The organism is Corynebacterium suranareeae (genome assembly GCF_002355155.1).
GTDB classification, from domain to species: Bacteria; Actinomycetota; Actinomycetes; order Mycobacteriales; family Mycobacteriaceae; genus Corynebacterium; species Corynebacterium suranareeae.
This window is the reverse complement of the sequence record NZ_AP017369.1, coordinates 1,950,095-1,974,273: the sequence shown is the minus strand read 5'-3', so window position 1 is coordinate 1,974,273 and position 24,179 is coordinate 1,950,095. Positions and strand designations below refer to the sequence as shown.

General features: G+C 49.1%; 29 protein-coding genes. 2 read left to right on the top strand and 27 right to left on the bottom strand.

All coding sequences use genetic code 11. The annotated features are described in order from the left end of the window. The first annotated feature begins 1,015 nt into the window (after positions 1–1,015). Together N24_RS09310 and N24_RS09305 are read left to right on the top strand one after the other, a co-directional pair. Positions 1,016–1,918: a Fic family protein gene (locus tag N24_RS09310; RefSeq protein ID WP_096456342.1), complete on the top strand. Its 903-nt coding sequence runs from the start codon at positions 1,016–1,018 to the stop codon at positions 1,916–1,918. Between the two features lie 224 nt (positions 1,919–2,142). Continuing rightward, positions 2,143–3,300 (top strand): hypothetical protein, encoded by a 1,158-nt coding sequence (locus N24_RS09305; protein WP_096456340.1) that lies wholly within the window; start codon positions 2,143–2,145, stop codon positions 3,298–3,300. A gap of 86 nt (positions 3,301–3,386) precedes the next feature. Here N24_RS09305 and N24_RS09300 read toward each other — a convergent pair whose 3' ends face one another. The 27 genes from N24_RS09300 to N24_RS09170 form a co-directional block, all read right to left on the bottom strand. Then, entirely contained in the window at positions 3,387–3,839 is a 453-nt protein-coding gene (locus N24_RS09300; protein ID WP_096456338.1) for a hypothetical protein, read from the bottom strand. Then, positions 3,839–4,489: a hypothetical protein gene (locus N24_RS09295; RefSeq protein ID WP_096456336.1), complete on the bottom strand. Its 651-nt coding sequence runs from the start codon at positions 4,487–4,489 to the stop codon at positions 3,839–3,841. The genes N24_RS09300 and N24_RS09295 overlap by 1 nt, the downstream gene beginning before the upstream one ends. 377 nt (positions 4,490–4,866) lie before the next feature. Beyond that, on the bottom strand, positions 4,867–5,055 hold the full coding sequence (locus N24_RS09290) for a hypothetical protein (RefSeq protein WP_096456334.1): 189 nt from the start codon (positions 5,053–5,055) through the stop codon (positions 4,867–4,869). 314 nt (positions 5,056–5,369) lie between these two features. After that, a complete protein-coding gene (locus tag N24_RS09285) occupies positions 5,370–6,110 on the bottom strand; it encodes a FadR/GntR family transcriptional regulator (protein WP_096456332.1) in 741 nt (246 codons plus the stop codon). Between the two features lie 172 nt (positions 6,111–6,282). Then, positions 6,283–7,014, bottom strand: coding sequence for a hypothetical protein (locus tag N24_RS09280; protein ID WP_096456330.1), 732 nt, complete (start codon positions 7,012–7,014; stop codon positions 6,283–6,285). Between the two features lie 249 nt (positions 7,015–7,263). Continuing rightward, complete coding sequence (locus tag N24_RS09275) at positions 7,264–7,719, bottom strand: hypothetical protein (protein WP_096456328.1); 456 nt, start codon at positions 7,717–7,719, stop codon at positions 7,264–7,266. Positions 7,720–7,733: 14 nt separating this feature from the next. After that, the gene (locus tag N24_RS09270; RefSeq protein ID WP_096456326.1) at positions 7,734–8,522 is read right to left on the bottom strand and encodes a DUF6973 domain-containing protein; all 789 of its coding nucleotides are present in this window, start codon (positions 8,520–8,522) and stop codon (positions 7,734–7,736) included. Between the two features lie 242 nt (positions 8,523–8,764). After that, positions 8,765–9,247, bottom strand: coding sequence for a dual specificity protein phosphatase family protein (locus N24_RS09265; protein ID WP_096456324.1), 483 nt, complete (start codon positions 9,245–9,247; stop codon positions 8,765–8,767). 88 nt (positions 9,248–9,335) lie between these two features. Further along, positions 9,336–9,824 (bottom strand): hypothetical protein, encoded by a 489-nt coding sequence (locus N24_RS16590; protein ID WP_231910953.1) that lies wholly within the window; start codon positions 9,822–9,824, stop codon positions 9,336–9,338. Between the two features lie 82 nt (positions 9,825–9,906). After that, on the bottom strand, positions 9,907–10,518 hold the full coding sequence (locus N24_RS09255) for a recombinase family protein (RefSeq protein WP_096456322.1): 612 nt from the start codon (positions 10,516–10,518) through the stop codon (positions 9,907–9,909). Between the two features lie 915 nt (positions 10,519–11,433). Beyond that, positions 11,434–12,453, bottom strand: a complete 1,020-nt coding sequence (locus tag N24_RS09250; RefSeq protein WP_096456320.1) for a trypsin-like peptidase domain-containing protein — start codon at positions 12,451–12,453, stop codon at positions 11,434–11,436. Positions 12,454–12,579: 126 nt separating this feature from the next. After that, positions 12,580–13,488 carry a trypsin-like serine protease gene (locus N24_RS09245; protein ID WP_096456318.1) on the bottom strand — a complete coding sequence of 303 codons (909 nt, stop codon included), beginning with the start codon at positions 13,486–13,488 and terminating at the stop codon, positions 12,580–12,582. 277 nt (positions 13,489–13,765) lie between these two features. Next, positions 13,766–14,458 carry a hypothetical protein gene (locus N24_RS09240; RefSeq protein WP_096456316.1) on the bottom strand — a complete coding sequence of 231 codons (693 nt, stop codon included), beginning with the start codon at positions 14,456–14,458 and terminating at the stop codon, positions 13,766–13,768. A gap of 151 nt (positions 14,459–14,609) precedes the next feature. Beyond that, a complete protein-coding gene (locus N24_RS09235) occupies positions 14,610–14,912 on the bottom strand; it encodes a hypothetical protein (protein WP_096456314.1) in 303 nt (100 codons plus the stop codon). A gap of 23 nt (positions 14,913–14,935) precedes the next feature. Then, positions 14,936–15,505 (bottom strand): hypothetical protein, encoded by a 570-nt coding sequence (locus N24_RS09230; RefSeq protein ID WP_096456312.1) that lies wholly within the window; start codon positions 15,503–15,505, stop codon positions 14,936–14,938. Between the two features lie 158 nt (positions 15,506–15,663). Then, positions 15,664–16,122, bottom strand: a complete 459-nt coding sequence (locus N24_RS09225) for a hypothetical protein (RefSeq protein WP_096456310.1) — start codon at positions 16,120–16,122, stop codon at positions 15,664–15,666. A gap of 90 nt (positions 16,123–16,212) precedes the next feature. Further along, positions 16,213–17,589, bottom strand: coding sequence for an SPFH domain-containing protein (locus N24_RS09220; RefSeq protein WP_096456308.1), 1,377 nt, complete (start codon positions 17,587–17,589; stop codon positions 16,213–16,215). A gap of 144 nt (positions 17,590–17,733) precedes the next feature. Further along, on the bottom strand, positions 17,734–17,976 hold the full coding sequence (locus N24_RS09215; protein ID WP_096456306.1) for a hypothetical protein: 243 nt from the start codon (positions 17,974–17,976) through the stop codon (positions 17,734–17,736). A gap of 6 nt (positions 17,977–17,982) precedes the next feature. After that, entirely contained in the window at positions 17,983–18,207 is a 225-nt protein-coding gene (locus N24_RS09210) for a hypothetical protein (RefSeq protein ID WP_096456304.1), read from the bottom strand. A gap of 7 nt (positions 18,208–18,214) precedes the next feature. Next, positions 18,215–18,880: a hypothetical protein gene (locus N24_RS09205; RefSeq protein ID WP_096456302.1), complete on the bottom strand. Its 666-nt coding sequence runs from the start codon at positions 18,878–18,880 to the stop codon at positions 18,215–18,217. A 2-nt stretch (positions 18,881–18,882) separates the two neighbouring features. Further along, entirely contained in the window at positions 18,883–19,185 is a 303-nt protein-coding gene (locus N24_RS09200; protein WP_096456300.1) for a hypothetical protein, read from the bottom strand. Positions 19,186–19,283: 98 nt separating this feature from the next. Beyond that, the gene (locus tag N24_RS09195; protein ID WP_096456298.1) at positions 19,284–20,441 is read right to left on the bottom strand and encodes a hypothetical protein; all 1,158 of its coding nucleotides are present in this window, start codon (positions 20,439–20,441) and stop codon (positions 19,284–19,286) included. A 127-nt stretch (positions 20,442–20,568) separates the two neighbouring features. Next, entirely contained in the window at positions 20,569–21,114 is a 546-nt protein-coding gene (locus tag N24_RS09190) for a hypothetical protein (protein ID WP_096456295.1), read from the bottom strand. A 2-nt stretch (positions 21,115–21,116) separates the two neighbouring features. Further along, positions 21,117–21,611, bottom strand: coding sequence for a hypothetical protein (locus tag N24_RS09185; protein ID WP_096456293.1), 495 nt, complete (start codon positions 21,609–21,611; stop codon positions 21,117–21,119). 28 nt (positions 21,612–21,639) lie between these two features. Next, complete coding sequence (locus N24_RS09180) at positions 21,640–22,551, bottom strand: hypothetical protein (protein ID WP_096456291.1); 912 nt, start codon at positions 22,549–22,551, stop codon at positions 21,640–21,642. A 19-nt stretch (positions 22,552–22,570) separates the two neighbouring features. Further along, positions 22,571–23,002, bottom strand: coding sequence for a hypothetical protein (locus N24_RS09175; protein WP_096456289.1), 432 nt, complete (start codon positions 23,000–23,002; stop codon positions 22,571–22,573). Beyond that, complete coding sequence (locus tag N24_RS09170; protein WP_096456287.1) at positions 22,999–24,159, bottom strand: hypothetical protein; 1,161 nt, start codon at positions 24,157–24,159, stop codon at positions 22,999–23,001. Before N24_RS09170 ends, N24_RS09175 begins: the two co-directional genes overlap by 4 nt. Positions 24,160–24,179: the final 20 nt, after the last annotated feature.

Here is a 24,179-nt window from a genome sequence, read left to right as displayed (position 1 = left end):
GGGCTCATTGCGTGACAATTAAATGGCTTTTACGGTGCTCTAAAAGTGCCTATTGCTAATTGTTATTTAAGTGACGATTAACGGTTGATTCAATTGTCTTTTTAAAGCCTCATAATGGACAGTTATTGAGTAGACACTTAATCGACACTTAAGTGCTCTTTTAAAGCCTCGTAATGGTCAGATAAAGAGTAGTCAGTTATGTGTCTCTATTCGATCAATATAATTACCTCATAATCGTTACTTAAAGGTCAATTAAATAGTCGTTACTCAAGAGTCAATTAACTAACTTTTACAGGTCGATTAAGTGACGATTAAAAGACAATAGGGGAGTGTTTCTTAAGAGCCTTGTGAAAGCCAGTAACAAGACAATTTAATCGACACTTAAAAGCCTTTTAAAAATGATCCAATGTGTTGGCCTTTAAAAGCCAATTAGCTCACTATTAAAGGTCGATTAAGTATTTACTCGCAATCCGAAAGATAAAGGCTTTTTAACGATCAATTGAATTGTTAGTTAATCGACCTTTTAGTGTGCGGTAGAATGAGTTACTTTAAAGTCTTGATATAATTGCTATGTAATCGACCGCTAAGAGCCAATAGGATAGTGCCTTTTCAAAGCCATTAAAGGTTCCAGATAATTGACACATAATGGATACTTAGTAGTCCTGCTGATTACTGTGTGTAGCGAGTGTTATTAAGTAACAATTCAATTGACATATAATCGACTTATTTCAGTACTTGTTGGGGACCGCAATTAACTGTTTACTATGGCCCTTTGTAATTGACACTTAATAGTTATGTTGCGGTCATTTAGTACGTTGTCTTTTAACAACCCATTTCGGCACGATTAACTGTCGAGACAATTGTGTCTTTGTAGGCGCTTATTCTTGGAGATTATTAAAAAGACAGTTACGGAACTATTCAATTGACACTTAATAGTCCTGCCGTAGTCGATTATGGTGCTTTTTAATTGCCAGCTAATCGCCTTGTTATTGACCAATAGGGGACAATAGGGACTATGCAGTATCGACCGTTAAGCAAAGTTTTCCATGCAGCCCATCACACACAGGCTCGGGAACTCTTAGAAACTACTTATTGTGAGCGGCTCACTAACGAGAACTCAGTTCATACCGGCGTGCTGGTGCGTGGTTTTCCGCTGTTTTGTGTCGTTGATGCAGAGGTCGAGGTACTAGTTTCAGAGCTGCAGCAGCTCGACACACAGCTGGCGCAGCAGTTTAAAGCCCAGAAATTGCATGATCTCGCCGGCTCAGAAGTCGTTGCGAGTAACAGTGTTGAGGGTGTCGCCATCCCATCCGCGCTGTCGGAGTTGGCTATGTATCGCTACTATGTGCGCTTACTTGAGGTGACATCAGCCGGCGCTGCTGCATTATTTCCTGGTTCCGTGCAGCAGATGCGCGGTCTTTATAACGACTTTTTCGCTACTGCCGGCAGTCAATCACAGGGCGAATTAGTGGATTCTGATGCTGTACTTGATGGGGAATTGTTCAGATCTCACCCCGTTCATGTTGTGACAGGTGCCGGCCACGTTGCCCATGCAGGCTTCTCCTCAGAGTCAGAGATCATCACTGGTGTGGATGCTTTTATCGAATTAGAGCTCCGTCGTAGCGCAGAAGATATAGCCACAGCGGTGATGAGTCACTATTTATTCGAGGCGATTCATCCTTTTTATGATGGAAATGGTCGGCTCGGTCGCTATCTGCTTAGTGTGCAAATGCGCAGAAGTCTCTCTGCTGCTGGCGCCATGATGGTGTCCCAAGCCATATTCAGCAATGAGCGCACGTATTATAAAGCCTTTTCCGTGACGCAGAATCCGCTTAATTACAGCGATGGAACACCCTTTGTCATCATGATGCTGGAGATGTTCACAGCATATTTCCGGGCTGCGTTGGGTGGAGAATAGATTAATCAATATCTATAGATTAACGCGGTATGCGTGCTATAATAAAGGACAGTGGTGGCCTGATCCTCCATTCTCCGAGTCGTATATCCCCACGCGATAACGGCATCGAAGGACAACCGATTCATGCGGAATTCAGAATCTAAAAATCCTTTCCCGCTGTGATATTTCGTCTCTTTCAGGGCTGGTAGGCGTGGGTTATCCAAGCCCAGAAAAGTGAGATTGATATGTCCGCGGTTGAAAATTCCATGCAGCATACTGCGATCACGCGGCGCCCAAGTCGCTCGCAGCAACAAGATGCGAAAGCATGGTCGGCATTTACCGGTTGCACCTACACAGCAGCATTGCGACAAATGATGTCACCGATGGCCCAAGGCATCTTGGGGTCACGCATGAGTGCGCGACATTTGATTGCAACGCTGAAAAATCATGAGCTGATCGGTATCGAAAATAAGCACAGCGTTGCACCGTTGCACAGCGGTAATGGTGTGCGTCAAAATGACTATGCCGAGACATGGCGTTTCAACGGTAAAACAGACTATGTTGAGCTTGCGATGGTCGCTGAATTTCTGCGCATGTTTGATACCGTGTCTGAGCTCAATGACCCAGACTCTGGTGTTCATAGCTATTCGCTCAAGCATACCGCTGAGAATTTCCTCGCCCCACATCTTGATTATGTCAGTAATGGTCAGATTATCTGGGTTGCTGCAGCTCTCGGCATACCGCTTGTTGATCATGATGATCACAGCGGTCCGAATGTGTATGTCGGCATCGACGTGCTAGAGCACCGTTATGTGCGCATGATGGTTGCTCGAATGGACGATAGTTTGCGCCCGAAAGCGCATCATTACAGGCCAGCGGGTTATGAGTTTCTGCGAACCGGCCTTCATCGTGCTGCAGCAGGTGAGCTTATCGCAGAGAAATGGATCGAACCAGAGGCAGATACAGCGCCGAAGCCGTTTCATGAGTGGATGGTTGTGCGGGCTAGTGATGACACGGTGGTAGGCGATATTTCAGCTGATTACTGTGCCGGCGTGAGTGACAGCGATCATGGAATGGCTGCTCATCCAGAAGATTTCTTAGAGATTTTCCGTCATGTGGGTGCGAGCCCTGGTATCTATGACTCAGCATACGAGGCTGTGCGAGATTATTACCTGTCGCATAAAGACACCTCACCTGTACGAACGGTGCGAGCAGCTAGATCTATGTTCGATGATGATTACGCCGCAACCTATGTCTGTCCATGTGGATATGGCTATGTTGAGGAGCATGACGATGAACGCATGATCATTAACTGTCATCGTTGCGCAACGCAGTGGTACTTTTCACCCAGTAATCATGTCGATTCATGGGGCTTGTTGCCGGCAGGCGTTACTGCGTCGTAGCCAGCAACGACGTTAAAAAAATATCCCCCGCAGCAGCTTGTTTCAGCTACTACGGGGGATATTATCCGTGTCTGTGTGTGGGCTTTTTAATCAAACGGCGTAAGCTCCCACACTGCAGAATCGGTGTTGTAGTGGAAGTTTAGCGCAGTATCTAGTGGCCGAAATTTAAGATCAACAGCGCTATCGGTGATAGCACAGAGATCCAGCGTGCTAGTTCGATCGAATTCAATGGCTCTCGTTGCATCCTCATTGTTGCGAGCTTTGAGCACAAGCGCGCTGGTCGGGGTGTGAATATGTGCAGCAAAACCAGGGATCGCACCCGGACAAGCAATAGCAAACTCAGACCATTGCACGCTGTAGATGTCGCTAAGCGGGACGCTTAATGATCCCGAATCTGCTGGTGAATCAACTGTTGGGCGCTGTGCATCGAGATAATCGGCAAGTGCAGCGTCGTTGCTACATGCTGTTATGGACAGTGACACGGTACCGAATAGCACCAAAGCCAGGGCTCGTTTTTTATAGGCTGTCGTTCTCATCATTAGTTGCAACTTTCGCTATAGTGTTCGATGGCGTTTTTTGTGAGGCTGTTGCGGTAACCCTTGAGGCTCCACTCGGTGTCAGTGGGCTGTGAACCCAACGCATAGCAGGTCAACTGCCGGGTGAGGGCTTGCTCGTCATGGAGCCCCAGGGCGTGAGCTTCATAGAGAATTTGGCTGATGCGGGTGGTATCGACACCGTGGGATAACACATCTTCAGTCGGTATGATGACCCAAGTATCCGATGGCGAATCGTAGCTCACGCTACGAATGAGCCTGTTGCTCGGTTTCTCGTGATGAAAACTGTGTTGCAGATTTGTAAGCTCTGACGAATCCGTCTGTTTGTCAACGTGCGAATTAGTGGTTTTTGGCGCTGCAGAGTCGCTTTCAATGGCTAAAGGTAGTTCGCTACCATTTTCAATTGCATAAATCTCATCCTGGAAATGATCTTTGATGTGCTTGGTGGCGTATTTCTTTATGGGTGAGCTATCAACGGTGTCTGATGTATTTGTTGCTACGGGTGTATCGGATGCTATTTCCTGTGCGGCAGTGAAGCTCACGGCATGATTGATGCAACTCAATCCAATGATGCTAGAGAGTAGCGCGACGGTACTGATTTTCCAGGTGCGTGTGCGCGGGGAGAGCGCTGACATGTGGTGCTCCTCTTTTGTTTAGATTTATATTCGCGGGAGGTAGTTAAAAAACAGAGTTTTAAATACATTAATAAACTAGATTAATCATATTAAAAGCAATACATGAAGGCTATACTGAATTATTTAGTTACTATGTAATCTAGATAAACAAATTGCTAAACATATGATGTGTGTTATATAATCGAACGAACAAGCACGTGATGCTGGGGAATGGCGGGAGCCAAGCTCCGAAAGTCCAGCATCGGTCTTGTGCCTTTATCTGCGAATACCCATCGTGGGTTTCTGCTCTTGTGGATAGAGAAAATAAAACCCCGCTTCAGTTATTGCTTTGTTGCAATATTCTGAAGCGGGGTTGTTGTCGTTGTATGTAGTTGTTTTTAAGCGGCTGCAGTGAGATCTGCACCGTAGTATTCAGCCTCAACTAGATCATCGAGAGCCTGGGTGCAGGTCAGAGAGCAGCAACCGTCGTAGATCACAATCTGTGGGGCAGAGTTGCAGAACACGCAGGGAACAGGTTCACCGGTGCGGGTATCAAGAACAACAGCGTAAAGATCATCAACAGACATGGAGATAGCCCTTTCTGAGGCGTTGGTGGAATGCTAGTGGTGAAGAGTGTTCTTCAGGTGTGTATCCGAATGCAGCTTCGCTGTCATTGGTTTTTTTAGCGTGCGTTTAAGTGACTATTCAATTGCGCTGTAAGTGTCACTTACTCGACATGTAATTGACACTTAATGGGCCCAAAACAAACGAATAAAAAATTACCCTTTAACAGCCTTGTAAAAGACTATTAAAGGGTAATTAAGTAACGATGAGCGGTGTAATTGTGTAGTGGCTCGTTTAGTGGCAATTATGTGTTAGTTATTGAGCGAGTAAGAGGCAGTTACGAGCTCAGTGCGTCGCGCACCTCACTCAGAATGTTCCTGGATGCTTTTTCGGCGAGGTCTGCATTACGAACACTTAGTGCGTGTGCGAGAGCATCATGATTGTCCAAGACCTCTTCGGCAGGTCGATCGGGTTGAAGGCCAAGTTTGGTGCGTCCGACTAGTACAGCCTTTATGGGCGGTGCCATGGCAGCGAACATCTCATTATGGCAATACTGCAAAATAAGCTCATGAAATTTCACATCTGCGTCTAGGAATTCTTGTGATGCGCCACGGCCAGCTTCACCGAGGTTACGCATTCGTGCAGCAAGATCACTGATGATAGCAATCTCTGCGCTTGATGCATGAAGAGCAACACTGCGTGCAGCAATTGGTTCAATGGCAATACGAAGTTCGGTGAGTGACTGCAGTTGCTGTTCACGTTGACGCTCATCTTCGAGGCGCCAGCGAATAATGGCTTTGTCAAAGACAGCCCAGTGCTCGTGAGAGAGCACTGTAATACCAATTCGTCTCGATGAGGCCACCAACCCAAGTTGCTCTAAGGCACGCATAGCTTCTCTGGCGACGGTGCGGGAGATACCGAATTTTTCACCGATGTCTTGCAGTTTGAATGTGCTACCGGCTTCCATTTCACCACTGATGATGCTGCGTCCCAGTGAATCTAAGACATGATCGAGCAGCGGTTTCGCTGGGGTGGTGTGTACGGGATCTGCTGCGGTGTGAGGTAAAGCTGCGGACATAGTATGTTCTTTCAGGCTGTGGAAAAGTGATGCGAAGCTTTGGTAATTCCATTATGTATAATAGATCACCATTTATGGTAGATATTGCGGGTGTGGCGAAAAAATTACCCCTGAATAGCCTTTAAAAGACTGTTCGGGGGGGTAACGATGTGGTTGTTAAATGGACAGTCTTTTAAAACAGGGTTGGTTGATCTTTTTCAGCAGTATTAACCCCATGATTGTGTGCGGACTTGTTCATGAACTGTGCTGAATGCAGAACGGGCGCCGGCTGCACGTCTGGTAGAGCAGTTTTATTGAGTGCAGCAGTATTTTTAGTGACAGCTCGCGCATTATCCAACGCCTCAGTGACCTCCATGTAGCGGTTCATGCCGGCAACGCACCAATCATGCTTGCCATCTGCACGCGCAGCATCAAATGCAATAGCGATGCTACCGACATTGCCATCATCAATAGTGATGCCCATAAGATGCGCAGCATCATGGACAGCATCGTATTTTGCACTGTGCTCAAAGGCTGCATCTTGTGCGGCAGCGGATTCGGTGATGTTTTTGGTCACCACCTTGTGCCAGGTAGCAACATCGGTGTGGTGCATGGCGAGCACCTGGTGGTAGGCCATCTGGGATTCTAGGGCGAGCGCTGGATTATTGGTATTGCCGGCACCAGAGCCGACAGCACTGATAAGACCACTGTCTTTGATGGATGGTTCAGGTAGATCTGTGTGGTAGAGCTGCTGGAACAGTGATTCCAGATCGCGGACAACCATTTGTTTGGTGGTGGGTGCGATGAAAACGGAAGCGGCGAGTGGCGACTTGTTGATCTCTTCACGGATGTGTGCGACCTGGCGCATAGACAAAGCAACAGTGGGTGCAGTGAAGGTGCCGCGAGCTTGGAAGTTCGGTGACATAGGGGTGACCTCGGGATTCTCTCAAGAAGAGTGGTGTGTGACTATCGCCGATTCACCCGAACGCAGCTTCGCTGTCGTTGTTTTTAAGTTTTTTTATTAGAGTGGGTTAAAGAAGTCTTTTACGCGTGTTTGACATGGTGCAGTAATAGATAGTTAAAAATCTATATAAAAGTAATAAAAGAAATACCCTTTAAAAATCTTGTAAAAGATTTTTAAAGGGTATTTACGTGATAAATAATGTTGATGTGACTATTGCACTGTAGGTTCAGTGATGCCGGTTAAATCCCAGTTACCGTAGTCGTGGTCGTACTCAAACTCAAGAATCGAATCAATGGATCGGTATTTCAACTCTGGTGGTTTCCCCGGGCAGAGGCTCATGGTGTCGAATCTGTTGAAATAGATCCACTCATACGATCCGTCCTCAGCTCTCAACACAATATCGTTACTACTGTCATCAGTGGAGTTGGTTAGATAAGTGCGTATTGAGATACCGAGTTCATTTTTGATCTCTTCTTTTGCGGTGTAGGGGCAGACAAGGGCGAATTCGGTCCATTGTTCGTCGTAAAGATCACTGAGACGTACCTGTTCGACGGTGGTTGACGTCGAAGTATTTAAGTAGTCATAAAGTGGTGAGCTGTGATTGGAGCAGCCTGTCAGTAATAGTGCTGAGATTATTGCTGCGACGTTGAGACTCTTCGTTTTCATAAGGTGACCTCTTGTTATATTAAAGTGTGGAGTAGCCCGATGTTAGCCATGGACGCGCATGTGTTAAGCGCACCATCTTCGTCTTTATTGATGGTGAACCTCCCACCAACATCTCGACCTAATGCGTTGTTGATGAGATCCATCTCCCTTTCCTCTGGTTCCCCTCTTCTTACTGTTTCATGAGCGTTACCTATTTTTTCGGCACCGTCTTCACCTATTCGGATTGTCATGAGTGCGCTCCATGTGCAGTGACGGAAGGCATCACCTTTGCCATTTGTTGTTGAATCGGGGTATCGGATTCTGGCTTCAGATTCAGCTATATTTGCGGCTTGATTGGCGAGTGCACATGAGGGGACATCAACGAGATTGATGCATGACAGCATTTCAAGAATGGTCATATACAGTTTGTATTGTTCGCTAGGAGACTTCTTTTCATTTTCATCGGTCAATTCGTTTTGTGTTCTCATACGGGGCAATTCATCCTCAATGAGATAGGGGTTTTGCTCAATTGCTGCAATAATTGATCGTTGCTCAACGTCGGAAAGAGTGCCGAAATACTCGTAGATGTTTTCTGACTTTTTCATTACGTTGATCAATTTTTGTGCTTGCAAAATTTGAGCACTCGAAAAGTCGCTAGTATCAACTAGATTTTCAGAATTTAGATCTACGCTTGTTTCCAGTATGTGTTGGGTTATCACGGGTTCTTGTGCTGAGGCAGGGGTTACAGCAATAGCGATAAGTGAAACCGAGAATGAGACGGCCAGTGCGCTGAATATTTTGCGAATGTTGTGTGACGACGACATACTACAGGTCCTTAGGTTGAGGTTGGACATTATTATTTAATGTCTAACTAATGAGTATGCCAGAATTGCATAGTTATTCAATATGATATTAGTTGAATTAATTAAAAATTAATCTATCTAATTAATGTTGGAAAAAGCCCTCCTAGATACCCAGCATCACAGAACCGTAACTACACCTCGTGCAAGAAAAAAGAACCCCAAGAAGAGAAGCATCTCTTCTTGGGGCAATGGTTTTAGAATGTCTACAGCTTTTGTAGCTGTTCCACGAAATGCTCATTGAACAGCACAAATGGTGAGCGTCGAGCACGCAGCAACGCTACCGCTTCATCGGCTGTGCAACTGTTACGCAGCATCAACACCCGTGCCATCAGCGCCGCTGATCGGTTGATACCCATCTGGCAGTGGATAAGCACGTCCTCTGATTCAGGAACGGTTGTGGCAATGTGCTCTGCAACAGGCCACAACGCGCTCAAGTCTTGGGTGGTGGTGTCCAACACATCAAGCACAGTGTTGCTGAGCAGTTGCGGTGCAGAGTCAAGATCATAGAAATCAGTGGTTGTTAGGCGGACGATATGGTCGATATGTGCTGGTACAGGCAGAAGTCCTGCTGCGCGGCAGCCACCAAGATGCAGGCCGGCTTGAATGCGAGTGATCATCGTATGATCACAGCGCACGCCATCGCGTTGAAAAGGAATGCGTGCTTGGTAAAGATCAACGGCAGACATAATATGTTCTCGCTTCTACGGTGGTAGTTGGCTGTAGTGCGTGCACTACAGCAGTTCGAGAACATAACCGAACGCAGCTTCGCTGTCGTTATTTTCTGCGGTGCTTCTTGAATGCTTTGCGTTCGTGCGGTTTGATGTGACTGGCTCTACGGCCACGCTTATCAAAGTTGAGGCGTTTTGCTTTATTGGCAGCCATAAATGCGGCTGCATCTTCGCGTTTGTTAAAACTTAACCGTGCGTCCTCGCCAAGTTCTTCTCGGTCGTCAAGATTGGCAATAAGATCATGGCTGTTAGGAAACAGTGGGGTATTAAGGTCAGCAAAGATCACGTCGCGAACACCAAAACGTCCGTTCACAGGTTGTTGGTGGAGGCGTAGATCCTCGGCTGTGCATTTAATGGCGAGATGCCACTTGCTGCATGAGCACATCTTGATTTTTTGCGTCCAGGCGAAAGGCTTGGACATAGCGATAGAGTCAAGCGTGCCATAGGGGATCTCTGATGCAGGTGCTTGTTTATGGGCAACGCCGACCCACTTATTGGTCGAGGACAAAATAATGTCAGCAGCACCTGGCTTCACATCGGTGAAGCGGTAGGTTCACTGAGCGGTAGACGTGCGGCCACGATGCATAAAGTTTAAGCTACTTTCTTGAAGTTACTATTCAGGATTTTTTGAGATAGTCGTATAAGGTTGATCGGTTGATACCAAAATGCTTGGCAACAGAGGATTTTGTTTCACCTTGAGAAATCATATCTTTCGCCTCTTGTATTTGTTCCATATTGAGGGCTTTTGGGCGACCTGAGTATTTGCCCGCCTTTTTCGCCAGTGCAATACCTTCGGCTTGGCGCTCGCGAATAATGGAGCGTTCAAATTCTGCGAAGCTGCCCAAAATACCGAGCATGAGGTTTGCTCGGGGATCATCGCGGCCTGCGGCGAAATTCAAATTCTCTTTGAGAAAAATGACCGACGCGCCTTTGTCTGTGATGCGATCAATGATGACACGTAAATCAACAAGAGAGCGTGCAAGTCTGTCAATAGATGCGACCACAAGAACATCATCTTCGCGAAGATAATTAATGCAGTCTTCTAAACCGGGCCTGTGTGATTTGGCGCCACCGGAAAGTTCATCAGTGAACTCACGATCAATATGACCCGAATGGTTAACAGCTTCACGTTGTCGCGCCAGATTCTGATCAGTGCTAGAAACACGCAAATAAGAAACTCGTTGACTTCTTGGGTTAGTTATTTGTTCGTTAAAACTAGTGCCAAACATATGCCATTACCTTTAATAGTTTTGTGTGTTGTGTTAAAAACTACGTTCCATTATTGCAGTAGTGGGGGAGTAGAAAACACAGAACTATGTACTTGTTTAAAACATTAGTTGTGAACATTAATATATGCATACGCGGGTTTTGTTGCTAAAACTATAATGGGTTCGTTTGCAAAACAAGACGGATGTATTGTGAAGGTATGTTGTGGTGATTTCTACTTTGAGCAAAGTCATGGCAACATGCACTGGGTGTAAAAGTACACCGAGTACATTATTGCGGAGTATGTGCATAATTATCGAATAAACTGTCGGAATAAGTCTTAGGCTTGACCCGACACTGTTGGGAAAAGCCGGCAGGCCACTTAGTCCGACAGTCTAAACAGTGCTGTGGGCAGTGTCGTGTCAGGGTCTACCCTAATCCGGCACTTGGGTGTTGCGGTTGTATGAGTGGCTCGGTCGGCGCCAGCGAGCGTGTTAAAAAAAATTGCAGCAGTACATATGTACTGCTGCAAGAGTAGGTACAGTGGACGAGATGACACAGTAGTTGTGTAGATAACTTGCATAAACCACACAACACATATGAAGGAGCGTCATCACCCCAACCCGTGCACGGGGAGTGGTGGTAGGTGTTGTGCTTTTTTGGCAAAATAGAGGGCGCTCTCTAAGGGGTCCGTAAATTTGAGGGACCTATTAGGTGGTCGCATAACATCACTGTGACGAAAGTAAATGTATCGCAGGTCACTACGTTGGCCGTGGTGAGAAACCACCATTAGTGCAGCTCAAGGCTAGTTTTCTTGAGAGTGCGTGCACGCAGCGAGACCTGCCTGCTAGTGATGAAAATGCAGGCGGAGGGAGTAAAACAGGGCATTTTTAGCCGGCGCGCGCCGGCGCGTGATAAAGGGCACCGGCGATCTTAAACTACTGAGCGAAGACCGCAGCAAGCTGGTTGTGGAATTCAGCTTCCGCTTCATGAACAGCCTGAGCTGCATCGGTGTGAGCCTGCTGTACTAATGCAGATATTTCTGACACGGCAGTGGAGATCTCGCTAGAACTAGGGACAACCAGAGTTGGGGTCGGGGTTGGTGCCATAGGCACAGCAGTGTCGTTGTCGAATGCGGTGAAACCAGGTGCGTCCGTATTGGTTGATGCTGTATCAACAACATCAATGGTGGTAACAACGTCACTGGTATCAATAGGTGCGGCGGGTGACATGCTTGACCCGGAGCTGGTGGTGATATTACTCAGATCTACACCGAGACCATAGTTGTTGTGTACGACCTGGGCTGACCCACCGGTCGCATCGACAACCCACTGACCATAGGTGTGCATGGTGACACCACCGCTTCGGAATTCGAATCCCTTGTGAGTGTAATCGCTCACACCAACAATGTTGCCGTTGGCGTCTTTGATGCCTGAGCCGGAGTCACCGGGAATGACTCGATCATTAAACAACGAATTCATGGAAAAACCATAGCGGGAATCCCACTGATGATCAGTCACGGCGCCGTGCGCCTGGTGAGCCCATTGACCTTGCTTGTAGTTTCCAGCAAAACCGGTGACGTTTACCGGAGCGCCAACAAATTGTTTGGCGGTGTTGATCGCTGCCGGCTGGACATAGGTGACTGGCCCATCAAGGGTGAGTACAGCAAGATCGGCATCGGGGTGAACAACAGTGTGGACAACGGCGTGTCGTCGGTTGTGATCAATCTGGTCGCCAAAAGACACGGATGTAGCTGGGCCACTATTAAGGCAGTGGCGGGCAGTAAGGACGTGCTGCTCGGAAATCAGTGTTGCGCTGCAGTATGAGGCTGTGGTTTTGAGGAATGTAGTGTTAGATACTGCGTGAGCAGGGCTGGCCTGCGCAATGAAGCCACATGCAGATACAAGTGCGAGAAGTGACATCAGTGCTGAGCGAGAGATAAATCGGGATGCGTTCATGGTGGTTATACCTGTGAATCCTTTAGGAAAATTGTGATCGAGCGTGAATAAAACCCCACTGCACAGCTATAAGAGCTGTTCAGAGGGGTAGGGGTTGGGTGAATCAGATGAGTTGGTTAGGTGGCATTATGAGCTGAGAGCTGCAGCGAGTCCTGCATCGAGCTGGGTCTGGAATTGAGTCTGTGCATCAGCAATAACCTGATCGACCTGTGCGGTGAACTCAGCGTGAGCTGCTTCAACCTGCTCGGTGGCTACCTGGGTCTGTGTCTGGAAGCCTTCAGCAATCAGTGCTGGTAGATCGTTGTACCGATCGGTCATAGGTTCTGCATCTGCTGGTGCACCCTGTGGATTGTCTACGACTTGTGCCTGACCACCTGTGTTGTCTACGACCCACTGGCCGTAATCGTGCATGGTGGCACCCCCTGTTTCACCGAAAATTCCGGGGAAACGGTAGTCAAGAACACCCACGACAGCGCCGTTGTCATCTTTAAGACCAGAGCCAGAATCACCGTGAACGATTTCGCGCTGTGCTGCGATAACGAGGGTGTTGCCGTAGGCGTCATAGAAGCGGTTGTCGAACTTATCACCAGCAAAATCTTGTGCGATAGAGCCCTCGCCATAGTTGCCGGCAAAGCCGGAACCATGGAGGGCAGTGCCGTGACCCTGGTAGCCAAGATTAATGGCGGCTGGCGCAGCGTCAAGAACAGGTGCATCAAGAGTAAGTACCGCAATATCGGCGTCTGGATGCACAACAGTGTGAATAACAGCACGGGAATTAGCCTGGTCAATGACGTCCCCGATGGTCACAGCGGTGGCCGGATCATCAGCAAAACAGTGGCGTGCAGTAAGTACATGCTGCTTCGAGATAAGGGTTCCTGAGCAATAAGAACGATCATTAGCATCGACAAATACGGTATTGGACAGCTTTGTTGCGGTGTGAGTGTGATCAACAGAGATGGCGGATGCGTGAGCGCTAAAGCTGACCATAGCGATAACAGTGGCAATGAAGGTGGTGAAAAGAGTACGAGTGAACATGGGTCTAGTCCTTTAATGAGCGTGAGTTTTTTTATGTAGTGTGTTTTCTTCGCGCACATGGTTGCGCACGAAGCTGCAGGTCATGGCACTGTGGCCGACCCATGCATTCACACCTGACCCCGAGTGCAGCCCCCGCTGCACTGCCCAATGAACCTAAAGAAAAGACATTGTTCGCTGGGCTTCTTATGCTTTTTGTTGAATTAGACGATGTGGATTAAAAAAAGAAACCCCGTAACAGCGCCTGAGCACTGCTACGGGGTTTCTTATGTGGGTTGGTCTACTCTTGGTAGAAGATTTCTACCTCATCGACGGCGGTCTCGCCGTCTTCGGCATAGATTGGTACCGTGCCGGTTTCTTCTTCATGACGTGGGCGGTTGACTTCAACAGTGATAGCAACATCGCCGTTGTTGATCACTTTTTCCATATCAGTGCCGACAGAGTTCCAGCTCAGTGGTGTTTTCTTTAGCTGGGTAATAGGGACATAACGCAGCTCAAGATCATCTAAAGAATCGGCGCCAATATGACCATAGAGACGTACAGCACCAAGTTCGATGCCATGAGCGACGCGCTCTGAGTTGATGGTGTCAAGGGTCTGCACATCAGTAGTCTGACCAAGTGTGTCGGTGATGTTGAAACCTTTGACAAAGGCTGCGACCGAGACTTTTGTTCCGTCGCTGAGCATGAAGTCAAAGCTGTGCTTTCGGGTGGGAAGCACAAGCTTTTTGTTGATTTCTCGTTTAATCCAGTCAAGCTCAATGTCTTGGGCGAGCTCAGATGCTTCGACAGCATCAGGATCAATATCAATCTCACCGAGACCAACCTCGATGCTGTAGGTGAGATCTACAGCAAGCTGTTCGAGATCATGGGCATGAAGGCTGTAGGGTGCAGCAGTCTTGATGTTGTTGACATAGGCGAGAATAGCGTCGCGAATAGCTGCCTTGCGGCTCTCATAGGTGGATGTGGTGGACATTGCAGCTTCTTTCTTCACAGTCGTGTGTTATTGGTAGATGATTTCTATGTCTTCGCTGACCAGACCGCCCTCTCGATACAGTGGCACTGTGCCGGGTACAAGTTTGTCAGTGTCACTATCACCCTGGTGCACAACGATGTTGACTGCAAAATCACCATTGTGGGTGTTCTCGGGTGAGGGGAATCAGTGCACGATTAATAGCGCGCTCATCCCAGCTCATCTCAATGTCACGAACAAAAGTCTCTGGTTCAAGATCATTAGGATCAAAGCCGGCATCGTACTGTGCTTCATCATGTGTGCGGGTGAATTTCTCAGCAAGGTTGTCGAGGTGGGTGTCGCTGATGCTGTAACCGCCTAACCCATCTGCATATGCATTGGCAAGATAATCAGTAATAGCTTCGCGCACAGCAGAGCGACGGTCATCGAAGGTGGAAATTGGTGGGTGATTAGGCATAGCTAGTGCTACTTTCTTGTGTCTTAAGATTCCCAGTGGCTGACCCAGCGGTGTGCAACACCTTGTTCGGTGCCATCGGGATTGTTGGCAACAGCCACACCACCTGGAACTTTAGTGAAGTAGTGCATTTCGCCGGTGGTTTGGCTTTCGATGGAGACAGGTTCGCTGTGCCCAATGAGGTAGCCATCTACGGTGTCGCTCTGGTCATAATCGACGTAGACAAAGCCTTCTTCCCATTCGCCAGCTGGGGGTTCGCCAGTAGGATTGAGCAACCGTGGAAGTGAGCGATCAAGGACAAGATCACGAACGGCCACGGCGAAAATGGTGTTGCGAATATTTGCTGGATCAGCATTAGGCGCGGTACGAGGCACGAGACCTGCATCGGCACGTAGGTCAGTGAAACTTAAGACCCAGACGCGTTCTGAGCTGTTGACGCGGCGAATAAGAACGAGTTCGGGTTCTTCGCGCTGGTCAAGCGGGTGCGTATAATGTGCCCAGGAACCAACGCTGTCGCGCAGAGCTTGCTCATCAAGCTCGGCTAAGGGGACAAGGTGGTCGTTAAAAGCGGTGGTAGGGACAGATGTAGAGGTCATGAGCAAAAGGTCTTTCTTTATAAGTGTTGTTTGGTAGTTGTTTTTTCACGCTGCGGTAGTCCTCACACAGCGATTCGCACAACACCCCGACATGGGCTTCCGCCCATGTTCGCTCGGGATAGTGTTTACACTCCGAGCGAAAAAGACCTACGGCTTCTTTACGGCTGTCGAGCTGGCACCCAGTGCACGTGCTGTTGACCGACAAGATCAAGATTGTGCACGTCACAGCTGTCTGGGTCGATCAACAATGCGAAGCTGCCTTCGACAAGCACTGACCCAAAGTGACTGCGCCAGCCTTGGGTAAAGACCTCATCAACGGTATAAAACAGTGTCGTTGTCGATGCTGAGACTGTGCCGCACACCACCATATCTGCGCCCTGTGCAGGGTGAATGCTGTCAATAATGATCTGTAGATCCGCTATATCAAGCTCGACATGACCAAGGAGTGCTTGTTTGTTGCTGTCACAGGGTGCATTAGCCGTTGCGTATTCATGCAGCTCGTCGTGCACGCTATCGGCGATGGCGTCGCTGATGGTGGTGTCTTGTCGATCCAGGCGTTGCTCAATCTGCTTGATAGAGCGATTAAGCATGGTGTCTAAAATGTAATGCGCGTACATGCGACTAACTGTATCTGTGCAGATGAAAAACCCCCTATAAACAACTAGTGTCAGCTGCTTATAGGGGGTTTAAGTGGGATGTGTTAATTACTACTCATTGCGAGGTGCCTGCTCAAGGGCTGCTGCAATAGCGTTGCCTTGTGCTTCACCTTGCGCCTGACCGAGTGCACGACCTTGAATCAGTTCAGCAAGATCAATGCCGGTGGTCTGCTTCACGGTGGCGAAAACACCTTGTAATGCAACAGCCTGTTCGCCGGCGAGATTGCCACCAATAGCTGCAGCATCACCAGAGGTGGCGCCACCGCCAGCAAGCACGGTCATGGAACCAATGTTGGCGTAGCCGTGGGCAAACTGTGCCATGAGATCTGGCAGAATTTCCATGGCCTGCTGTGCCAGTAGTGCCTCCTGGTTCTCGCGGTAGGCTTCTGCCTTGGCCTTAATTGCCTCAGCTTCTGCTTGACCTTTAAGACGCACAGCCTCGGCCTCTGCTTCAGCGTGGGTTTTAAGAGCTTGTGCTTCAGCTTCGGCAATTTCTGCCTTCGCCTGGGCACGACGAGTCTGCTCGAAGGTATCAGCCTCTACCTGCTGCTTGCGGCGGTATCGTTCTGCATCGGCGACCTTGTTGACCTGTGCTTCCAGCTCAATCTGTTTATTTTCTGCCTGCTGTGCGAGAACTTCCTGGCGGGCTTTTTCATCAGCAAGGCGTTCTGCCTGCATAGCCTGGGCACGTGCCTCACCGATGCGGGCATCAGATGCAGCCTTGTTCTCATCAAGTTGTGTTTGCTCGATAAGATCTGCTTCTTGGTTAGCAATACGAGATTTTGCAATGGCGCGTGCTGCCTCAGACTCAGCGATTTCTGCAGCTTGGCGCTTGGCCTGAATTTCTGGTGCTCCAAGAGAATTGATGTAGCCTACAGAATCAGTAATGCCACGAATCTGGAAAGAGTCAAGGTTCAGACCCTGTTTTTCTAGTTCTGGAATGACAGTCTCTGCGATCTGCTCGGAGAACTTCTTGCGTTCACGCATGAGTGAGGTCACCGTCTGCTGTGCGACGACACCGCGCAGGACACCTTCGAGCTGGTCCTGAGTAAACTGTGCGATTTCCTTGTCGCTGGATGCGAAACGCTGTGCTGCACGGCGGATAAATTCGTGCTCAGAGCCAATCTTCACCAGTGCAACCGCTTCAACATTAAGGGTTACATTGTCATCGCTTTGCGCGGTGACCTGCATGTTCACTTGTCGGGAACGAAGAGAAATCTTCTGGTGAGTCTGGGTAATCGGCATCACCACGGCTTTGCCGTGGACAATGACCTGCGACTCACCCTTCCCCTTCGCAGAGACAATGAGTGCTTCATCGGCTGCTGCGACCTTGATCCAGGTACGGGAAAACAGTGAAATAATGCCTGCGACGATGGCGAGAATAATACCGACGACGATCACGCCGCCAATAATAAGGACTAGTCCCATGGGGGAGTGCTACCTGCTTTCTTGATTAAAAACTGTATATATGGTGCACATATAGTATATATGTGCTGAGATATTTTTAAAGCACGCCGGGACAGGTATGACATGTCCTGTTATCCCAGCGCGAAGGGCGTTACAGGTTAAGAATTAGATGTCGTAGATGATGACCTGGGCACTGGGGGAAATAAGAAATTGTTCAAGTTCAGTACCGGTGACAAGGTTGTCACCGTCGATGATGTACCCATCGAGCACAGTCTCGGCGCCGTTGTGGTTGATCTGTCGCAGTTCCATATTGACCTCATAGGGGATGATTCCACGACTGTTGATGAATCGAATTCCTTGTCCAATATTGGTCGCATTAAGTTCTGCTGCTTTCTTGAGTGCAGACATGGGTGTTTATCTTTCTAGGTTGATGATGTCGTTGGGGTCGCAGTCGTATTCGGGGAAGTCATAATTGTTCTTAGCGTCATATTCGATGTCGATGAGGCTCAAGTACGTGCTGTTACCGTCATGATGAATTTGTCGCAGGATGCCGCGAATATCGGCGCCCTCGTGAGAGAAACTAACAACATCGCCAATATTGACGCCGCTGAGTTCTTGTGCCTTTTTAGGTGTAGACATGGGTGGGTTACTCCTTAAAGTTGGGGTGACCTGGCGGATTGCCGTTGCGGTCATAGGCGCGGGGCATATTAAACAGTGGTGTCACCAGCTCGGGTGAGGTGTTTTCAAAGCCAATGGCTGCGTTGCTGACCCGGTACTCATCTGGGTAATCGGGGTCTTGACCGGGGTTCAAAATAACAGCTTGCACAGTGCTGTTGATGGGATCGTTTGGATCTGTGACAACGTTGGCCCACATGCCGACACAGCCTTGGCGTGCGTTTCTGTCCATATCAGCGAGTGTGTTGTCAGAGAAATGTAGGGTGTTTATGTGGACGAAGCTTTGACCGGCACCGGATGGATAGCGTGTAGATGGTCGAAAAATCTCAAAGAAGTCAGAGTTTTCGTCGCTGGTGCATCGAGAGACAATGACTCGACCATAGTCAGGGTGGTCAGCGAGTCGAAGATGAGCTGGCAAACTGCGAGTACCTTCATAAGGGATTTCTTCGACATCACCAGGTTCAATGGTGCCATATGAGGGGAGCTCTGCATCATCGCTGTTGGAGAAGGTGTCCCAACCAGACATTGTTGATTTATGTGGCGACATCACCATGATCTCGTCGGTTCGGAATTCACAGCCCAACCACATGCCTTCAGGTAGTCGTTGGTCTTCTGGGATAGTACGTGCGTTAGTCATGATTAGTTTCCTGAATCTGTGCTGGTAGATGGTGTGAGTGTTTTCCATGGGTACGCTGGTCGGGTTTGAATGACAGCGTTGTCGTAGAGCTGTGCAATAGTGCGTGCTTCGTTGTAGTCGGTGATGTTGTCGCGGTGGACAGTGCCATTTGACTCGTTGACGATGCGGAATTCAGTGGTTTGTTCCAGCTTGTCGCGCTGCTGCTTCTCATAGATGGCTCGCATGAATTCTTGGTTCTCTCGGTCAAGCCGGATGCATTCAGCCTGCCAGTCAATGTCGAACTCTGTTTTCTGGGTATCAGACATGGGAGTTCCTTTCTGTGTTGATAGTATTAGCACAGCCCCGTAGCTAAGTGACTTAAGTTACGGGGCTGTGGAGTTGGCTACTGCTTAATTCGGGCTAATTAGCTGATGAACGACAGCTCAGATTCTTGAATGCGATCGTGGATAGCACCGGCAGGGGATTCATCAATGCTGCACAGGCGGAAAATGTCGCATTCACCCTCGTCATTCCATGGGAGATCAGATTCACCAACGACGACTCGACCGTAGTCGGGGTGGTCAGCAAGCCTGAGGTTGTCGGGGAGGTCCGCGAGTTCGAGGTAACTGATCTGAGCAAGGTGGGTTAGTGGTCGATCCGAGACAGAGGTATTGAAGAGGGCATCGTGGAAGATGTTGTGGCACTGACGCTCATTGGCGTGCGGTGATACGACAACAGGACCAACCTCCTCGTCAATCGCCAGCAACATACCCTCTGGTAGTACGTGATCAGGGTTGATTGGCTCTCGTGACTCAAGGTCGGGGTCACCGAGTGAGTGGATTGGCGCGAATGAGAATTGGTCAATGAGGAGAGTAGCCTGCCAGTTAATCCATGAGGTGTCATAAACATTGTTGTGGTTGTCGCGGACGGGCCGATAGATAGCGTGACATCCATCAGCGTCTGCGCCAGGGGAAACGATAAGTGGTCCGTGGGTATCGTATGCGAGCCTGATTCCACCGAGCTTGCTGTTGAACGCATAAAGCAGCGCATCATTAGTGGAGGTGTCCACTCTGTCCCATTTAAGTGTGCCGGGTCGAGCGATGCCGAATTCCATGTGGTACGGACCACCCGCTGATTCGTAGTAGATGAAGTGGGTGCTTGATGGGGACTCTGCACTTAAGCGACCCGCGAAATGAGGCAGCGTGAGGACATAACCGTAGTCACCGTGAAAAGCGATGTCGTAGCCCGGTGGCAAAATACGCTTACCCTTGTTTTGTACAACAGTGCGCTGGTTCTCGATACGATGTCCTGCAGCTTCCACGTCAAAGTCGATGGTCATCTTCGGCAGGTGCAGCTGTGGAACGATCTCACGGGTGCTCTCGTTAAGGATTTGACGAAGGGTGGGTTCAAAAAGAAAGCATCGGTCGGCCCAGAGGGAGATGATGATGACATGTTGTCCGCGAGCGAGTGCTTGGGTGAACTGTAGTTCGTTGATGGTGAAGTTGTGTGGTGCTCTCAGCAGCTCATGGACGGTGTAGGGGTGGGGAGCTTGCATCAGCTCGTTGATGGCGGGTTGACGCATGATGTGTCCTATTCTTATCGGGGATGACGTAGAAATTTAATTACTAAATTTAATAATAACAAAACCCCATAACTAATTGACTTAAGTTACGGGGCTGCGACATTGAATACTACTTAATCCAGGCTGGTTAACTCCACAGGTCAGCAAAATCATGAAAGTCAACGCCGAGGTGACGATGCCAGTTAAGGAAATAGGCATGAAGATTGTCGCTGTTGGTATGGGCGCCATAGTGATACTTCATGAAGTCAGCATAGTTTTGAATCTTGTCGGCAATGAGCATGTCGTTGACACCGTGCAGCGGTGACAATGCGATCTTCTGATCTGGTCCAGTATGGTGCTTGACCAGGTGGTTGTTCGCAGTGTGGCGGTACTCCGTGGCATAAATAACAGCCAAAGGATCAAGATCGGCGAGAGAAATATTAACGCCGACAATGATAGGTGTTGCGTTCTTTTTACCTTCTAGATCTTTAAAGCTGTGTGTCCCTTGGAAAATAGGATGCAGACAATAGGCTTTACGCGTTGACAGTGATGCATGAATACGATCGAGCACAGCCAAGCCCTCATCAATGTGTTTGATATAGGGTAGCCCCGTACGTGCAGCAGACTGACCGTCGTAGAAGGCGCTGATCACACGGTATTCCGGGCTGTCTAGTACCTCTTGTGGGATAGTCATGATTAAGTGGTTCTTTCTTGTAGTGTTGCGATGTGTTCGGGGCTTAACGTGGTCTGCATCGGCATGTCAGACAGCCCGTTAAAGACCAGCGCCATGTGCATGTTGTTGTAGAGGTTGCCAAGGGGGAAGCCTGCCGGCATGATATTGGGCTTACTCGATACGACACAGAGGCCGTAAGTGTCGTGTGTGATTGTCATAGCCCACGAGGGGAGTTCTGTAGCAACAACAGGTGCAAGCTCATCGAGCTGGAAATCTCCAACAACGACAATGTGGTTGTCTCGGTCAAGGTACAGAGCCTCGTAGCAGTTGTTGCGCGCTGGATTAGGTGATGGTGCGACCATACACCTGCCGTATAGTTCGTGCACGGCGATCCACATGCCGCGAGGCAGACCGAGCTGTAGGCCGGCTTCACGACTGGGGCGAATCTGCGCAGCATGGCTACGCCTGCGGTTAATGATGCTGAGAACATCAGCCGGTGGAGGTGTGGTTCGAGCCATGAGGGGGTGCTTCTTTCTTGTGCGGTGGTTATCCTTCTTCAGATACAGGGCGACCTAAAATGGTCATCTCTGCAGCAACGCGGTCATCTAGATCAAGACCTAAGAGATGAGCACTAAGTTCGACCAAGGCACGATCGTATTCGGGATTGTCGTCAGCACTATCGGACATGAGGTGACGTGCATTAGTGATGATGTCATGTGCACGGATAATGACTGGGGTAGTACCTCGTGCTAGTGCGTGGTTTTCTGCAGCAGAGGCAGCTGCCAGCGCAGCAGCCTCTTTTTCGGCGTCGTGTTTGCTCAAGAGATCCCAGATGGGCTCATCTTCGAAATTCTCTTGATAGTATGCAAGGGCGTCAGCTGGATCATCGGCATAAATACCTGCGAGACCCGGCTGCGAATCAGGGATTACTGTCCACACATCACCAAAAGCCCGCTGGCGGTAGATGTCAATAATACTGTCAGCAGGGATAAGCTCGTCGCGGGTGGCAGCAGTAGTAGCACAGACCACATCGAGCCAATCGCTCTGAGAATAACCGACAATGGTTTTCGCAGAGATGTCGAAAATAAGTTCTGGATGGTGTTTAGCGACATATTCTTTGGTGCGCATGAGTGATACCGCAGCATCACCTTCGGACATGTCGAAAATGTCTGAGTCATTGTCGTAATCGCCGTGGATGAATTTGGCAAAGATGTCGAGGATGTCATTGCCTTCTGGCTTATCAGGGATGGTGCTCCCGCGTCGCGGTTGTCCAAAAGCCCAGATCGCTGCATCTTTCGCGTCATGGTACGTCATCGGGTTCTCCACATCAGTGTCCTGGCGAACGGTGTAGCCATAGCCGTTGTCTGGATGCTCGAAGCGATCTGAATGCGCAGTGGTGTGCGCTGGAATATGAATATGGTTGACAGGTTGCTGCGTGACAGCGTTGTCGTGAGACATGGCGAATTTCCTTTCTGGTTTAGATGTCGTGGAGCTCTTTGGGTTCAAAGGTCATGACATAGGGGCGTCTTGTGGGTTTGTACAGACCGTTGACAACGAATGCGATATGACAGTCGTGCTCAGTGGTGTCTTCTAATGGTGGGTGAAAATCAGTGTTAACGGATGCAGCAACAATGCCGTAGCGATTATGTCGCTTGAGCATGATCCAATCGGGCAGCTCTGCGGCAACAACTGGTGTGAGGTCGTTGATGCTGGGGTGCCAGAGATTAACGACACCCGCTGCATCTAAGTGGAGACCAAGGTGGCAGGAATATCCGTCTTTGTGGATGGCCACAGTATGTTTGGAGACAATGCACACACCGTGTGTGGTGTGCTGGGCAATGAAAAGATCAGGTGGTAACCCAAGTTTGGCTGCTGCAGCTAAGCTTGCGTCACGAGTTGCGTTTGTCATGGTTGATCGTTTACCTCGTGCAGCTCCGTGATCTCTTCAGCAGCGACAATAACGATGTAGGCGCCACATTCTGAGTTAATTTCACGGACAAAAATCAGCTCAGTGCCGTCCTCATTGTTATTGTGTGGTGCGACAATGACGCGTGGGCCTGGTTTGCCCGGCTTGTTGGTCCAGAGCGCAACGCGCATACCTAGTGGAAGTCCTGTCTGAGGGTCACAGGTTTCTGGTCGTACAGAGTTAAGGCGTCGGTCGTCGTTGACATAAGTGAAGCAGTCTGGATCTTGGTACTGAGAATCGGCGCCGTAGGGTTCGAGTTCTTCCCAGGAAGAACCATCACCAGTTTTATCAGGCTGTTGGTACAGTCCAAAGGCGATCATGTTGTTTGGGTTATGCTGCGGTGGCTGTGCCACAATAACGCGACCATATGTTGGGTTATCTGCGAGATAGAGCCCATCGGGGAGCTGCAACTTCTGTGCGATCTGCACAGTCTGGAAGGCGACATCTTCTGTTGGATCGTAAGCTGATCCTTCGTGTGAGCGCTGTTTTGGTGGTGCTGTATCTACTGTTTCCTCTGGTACAAGCTCGTCAATCTCAAATTCTCCGAGATTACCGTAGGTCGTCTCCACTGGGCTAAGAACGAGGTAGGTGCCATCGTCATGGCTGACTTGAGTAGAGCGCAAAGATGGAACGCCGTCATGGTTATACAGGGTGATCCACCACGGCAGCTGACCGTCATAACTTAATGCACGGTGACGCTCGGTGATAAAAGTGAAGCTGTCATTGGTGGTGACAAAGACCTCGATACCGTGTGGGCTGTCTGCTTCGTGAGAAATAACGTGCCACATAGCGCGGCCATCAAGGTGCGCCCAGCGTGCAGGGTAGACAAAACAGGTGTCGTCACCAGTCAATGTTGCGACCAGAACGCCGTGCGGTAGACCAATGCTCTCTGCGAGACGCTGCGCATCTTTGACAACGTTGGCTTCAAGGTTGTTGTTTTCCACCTCGATGATGATGCTATCGAGTTCCGCAAGAGCGCTGGTGAAGACTGGGTTAAAAGACTGATGGGTGTCTTTGCCAAATGCTGTGAGGTTGGCGCGGGTGATGGTCAGTGCCTCAAGCACAGTGGCGGTGCGAGGAATAGGTGTGCGATCGTACATTGTTATTGTTCTGCTTTCTT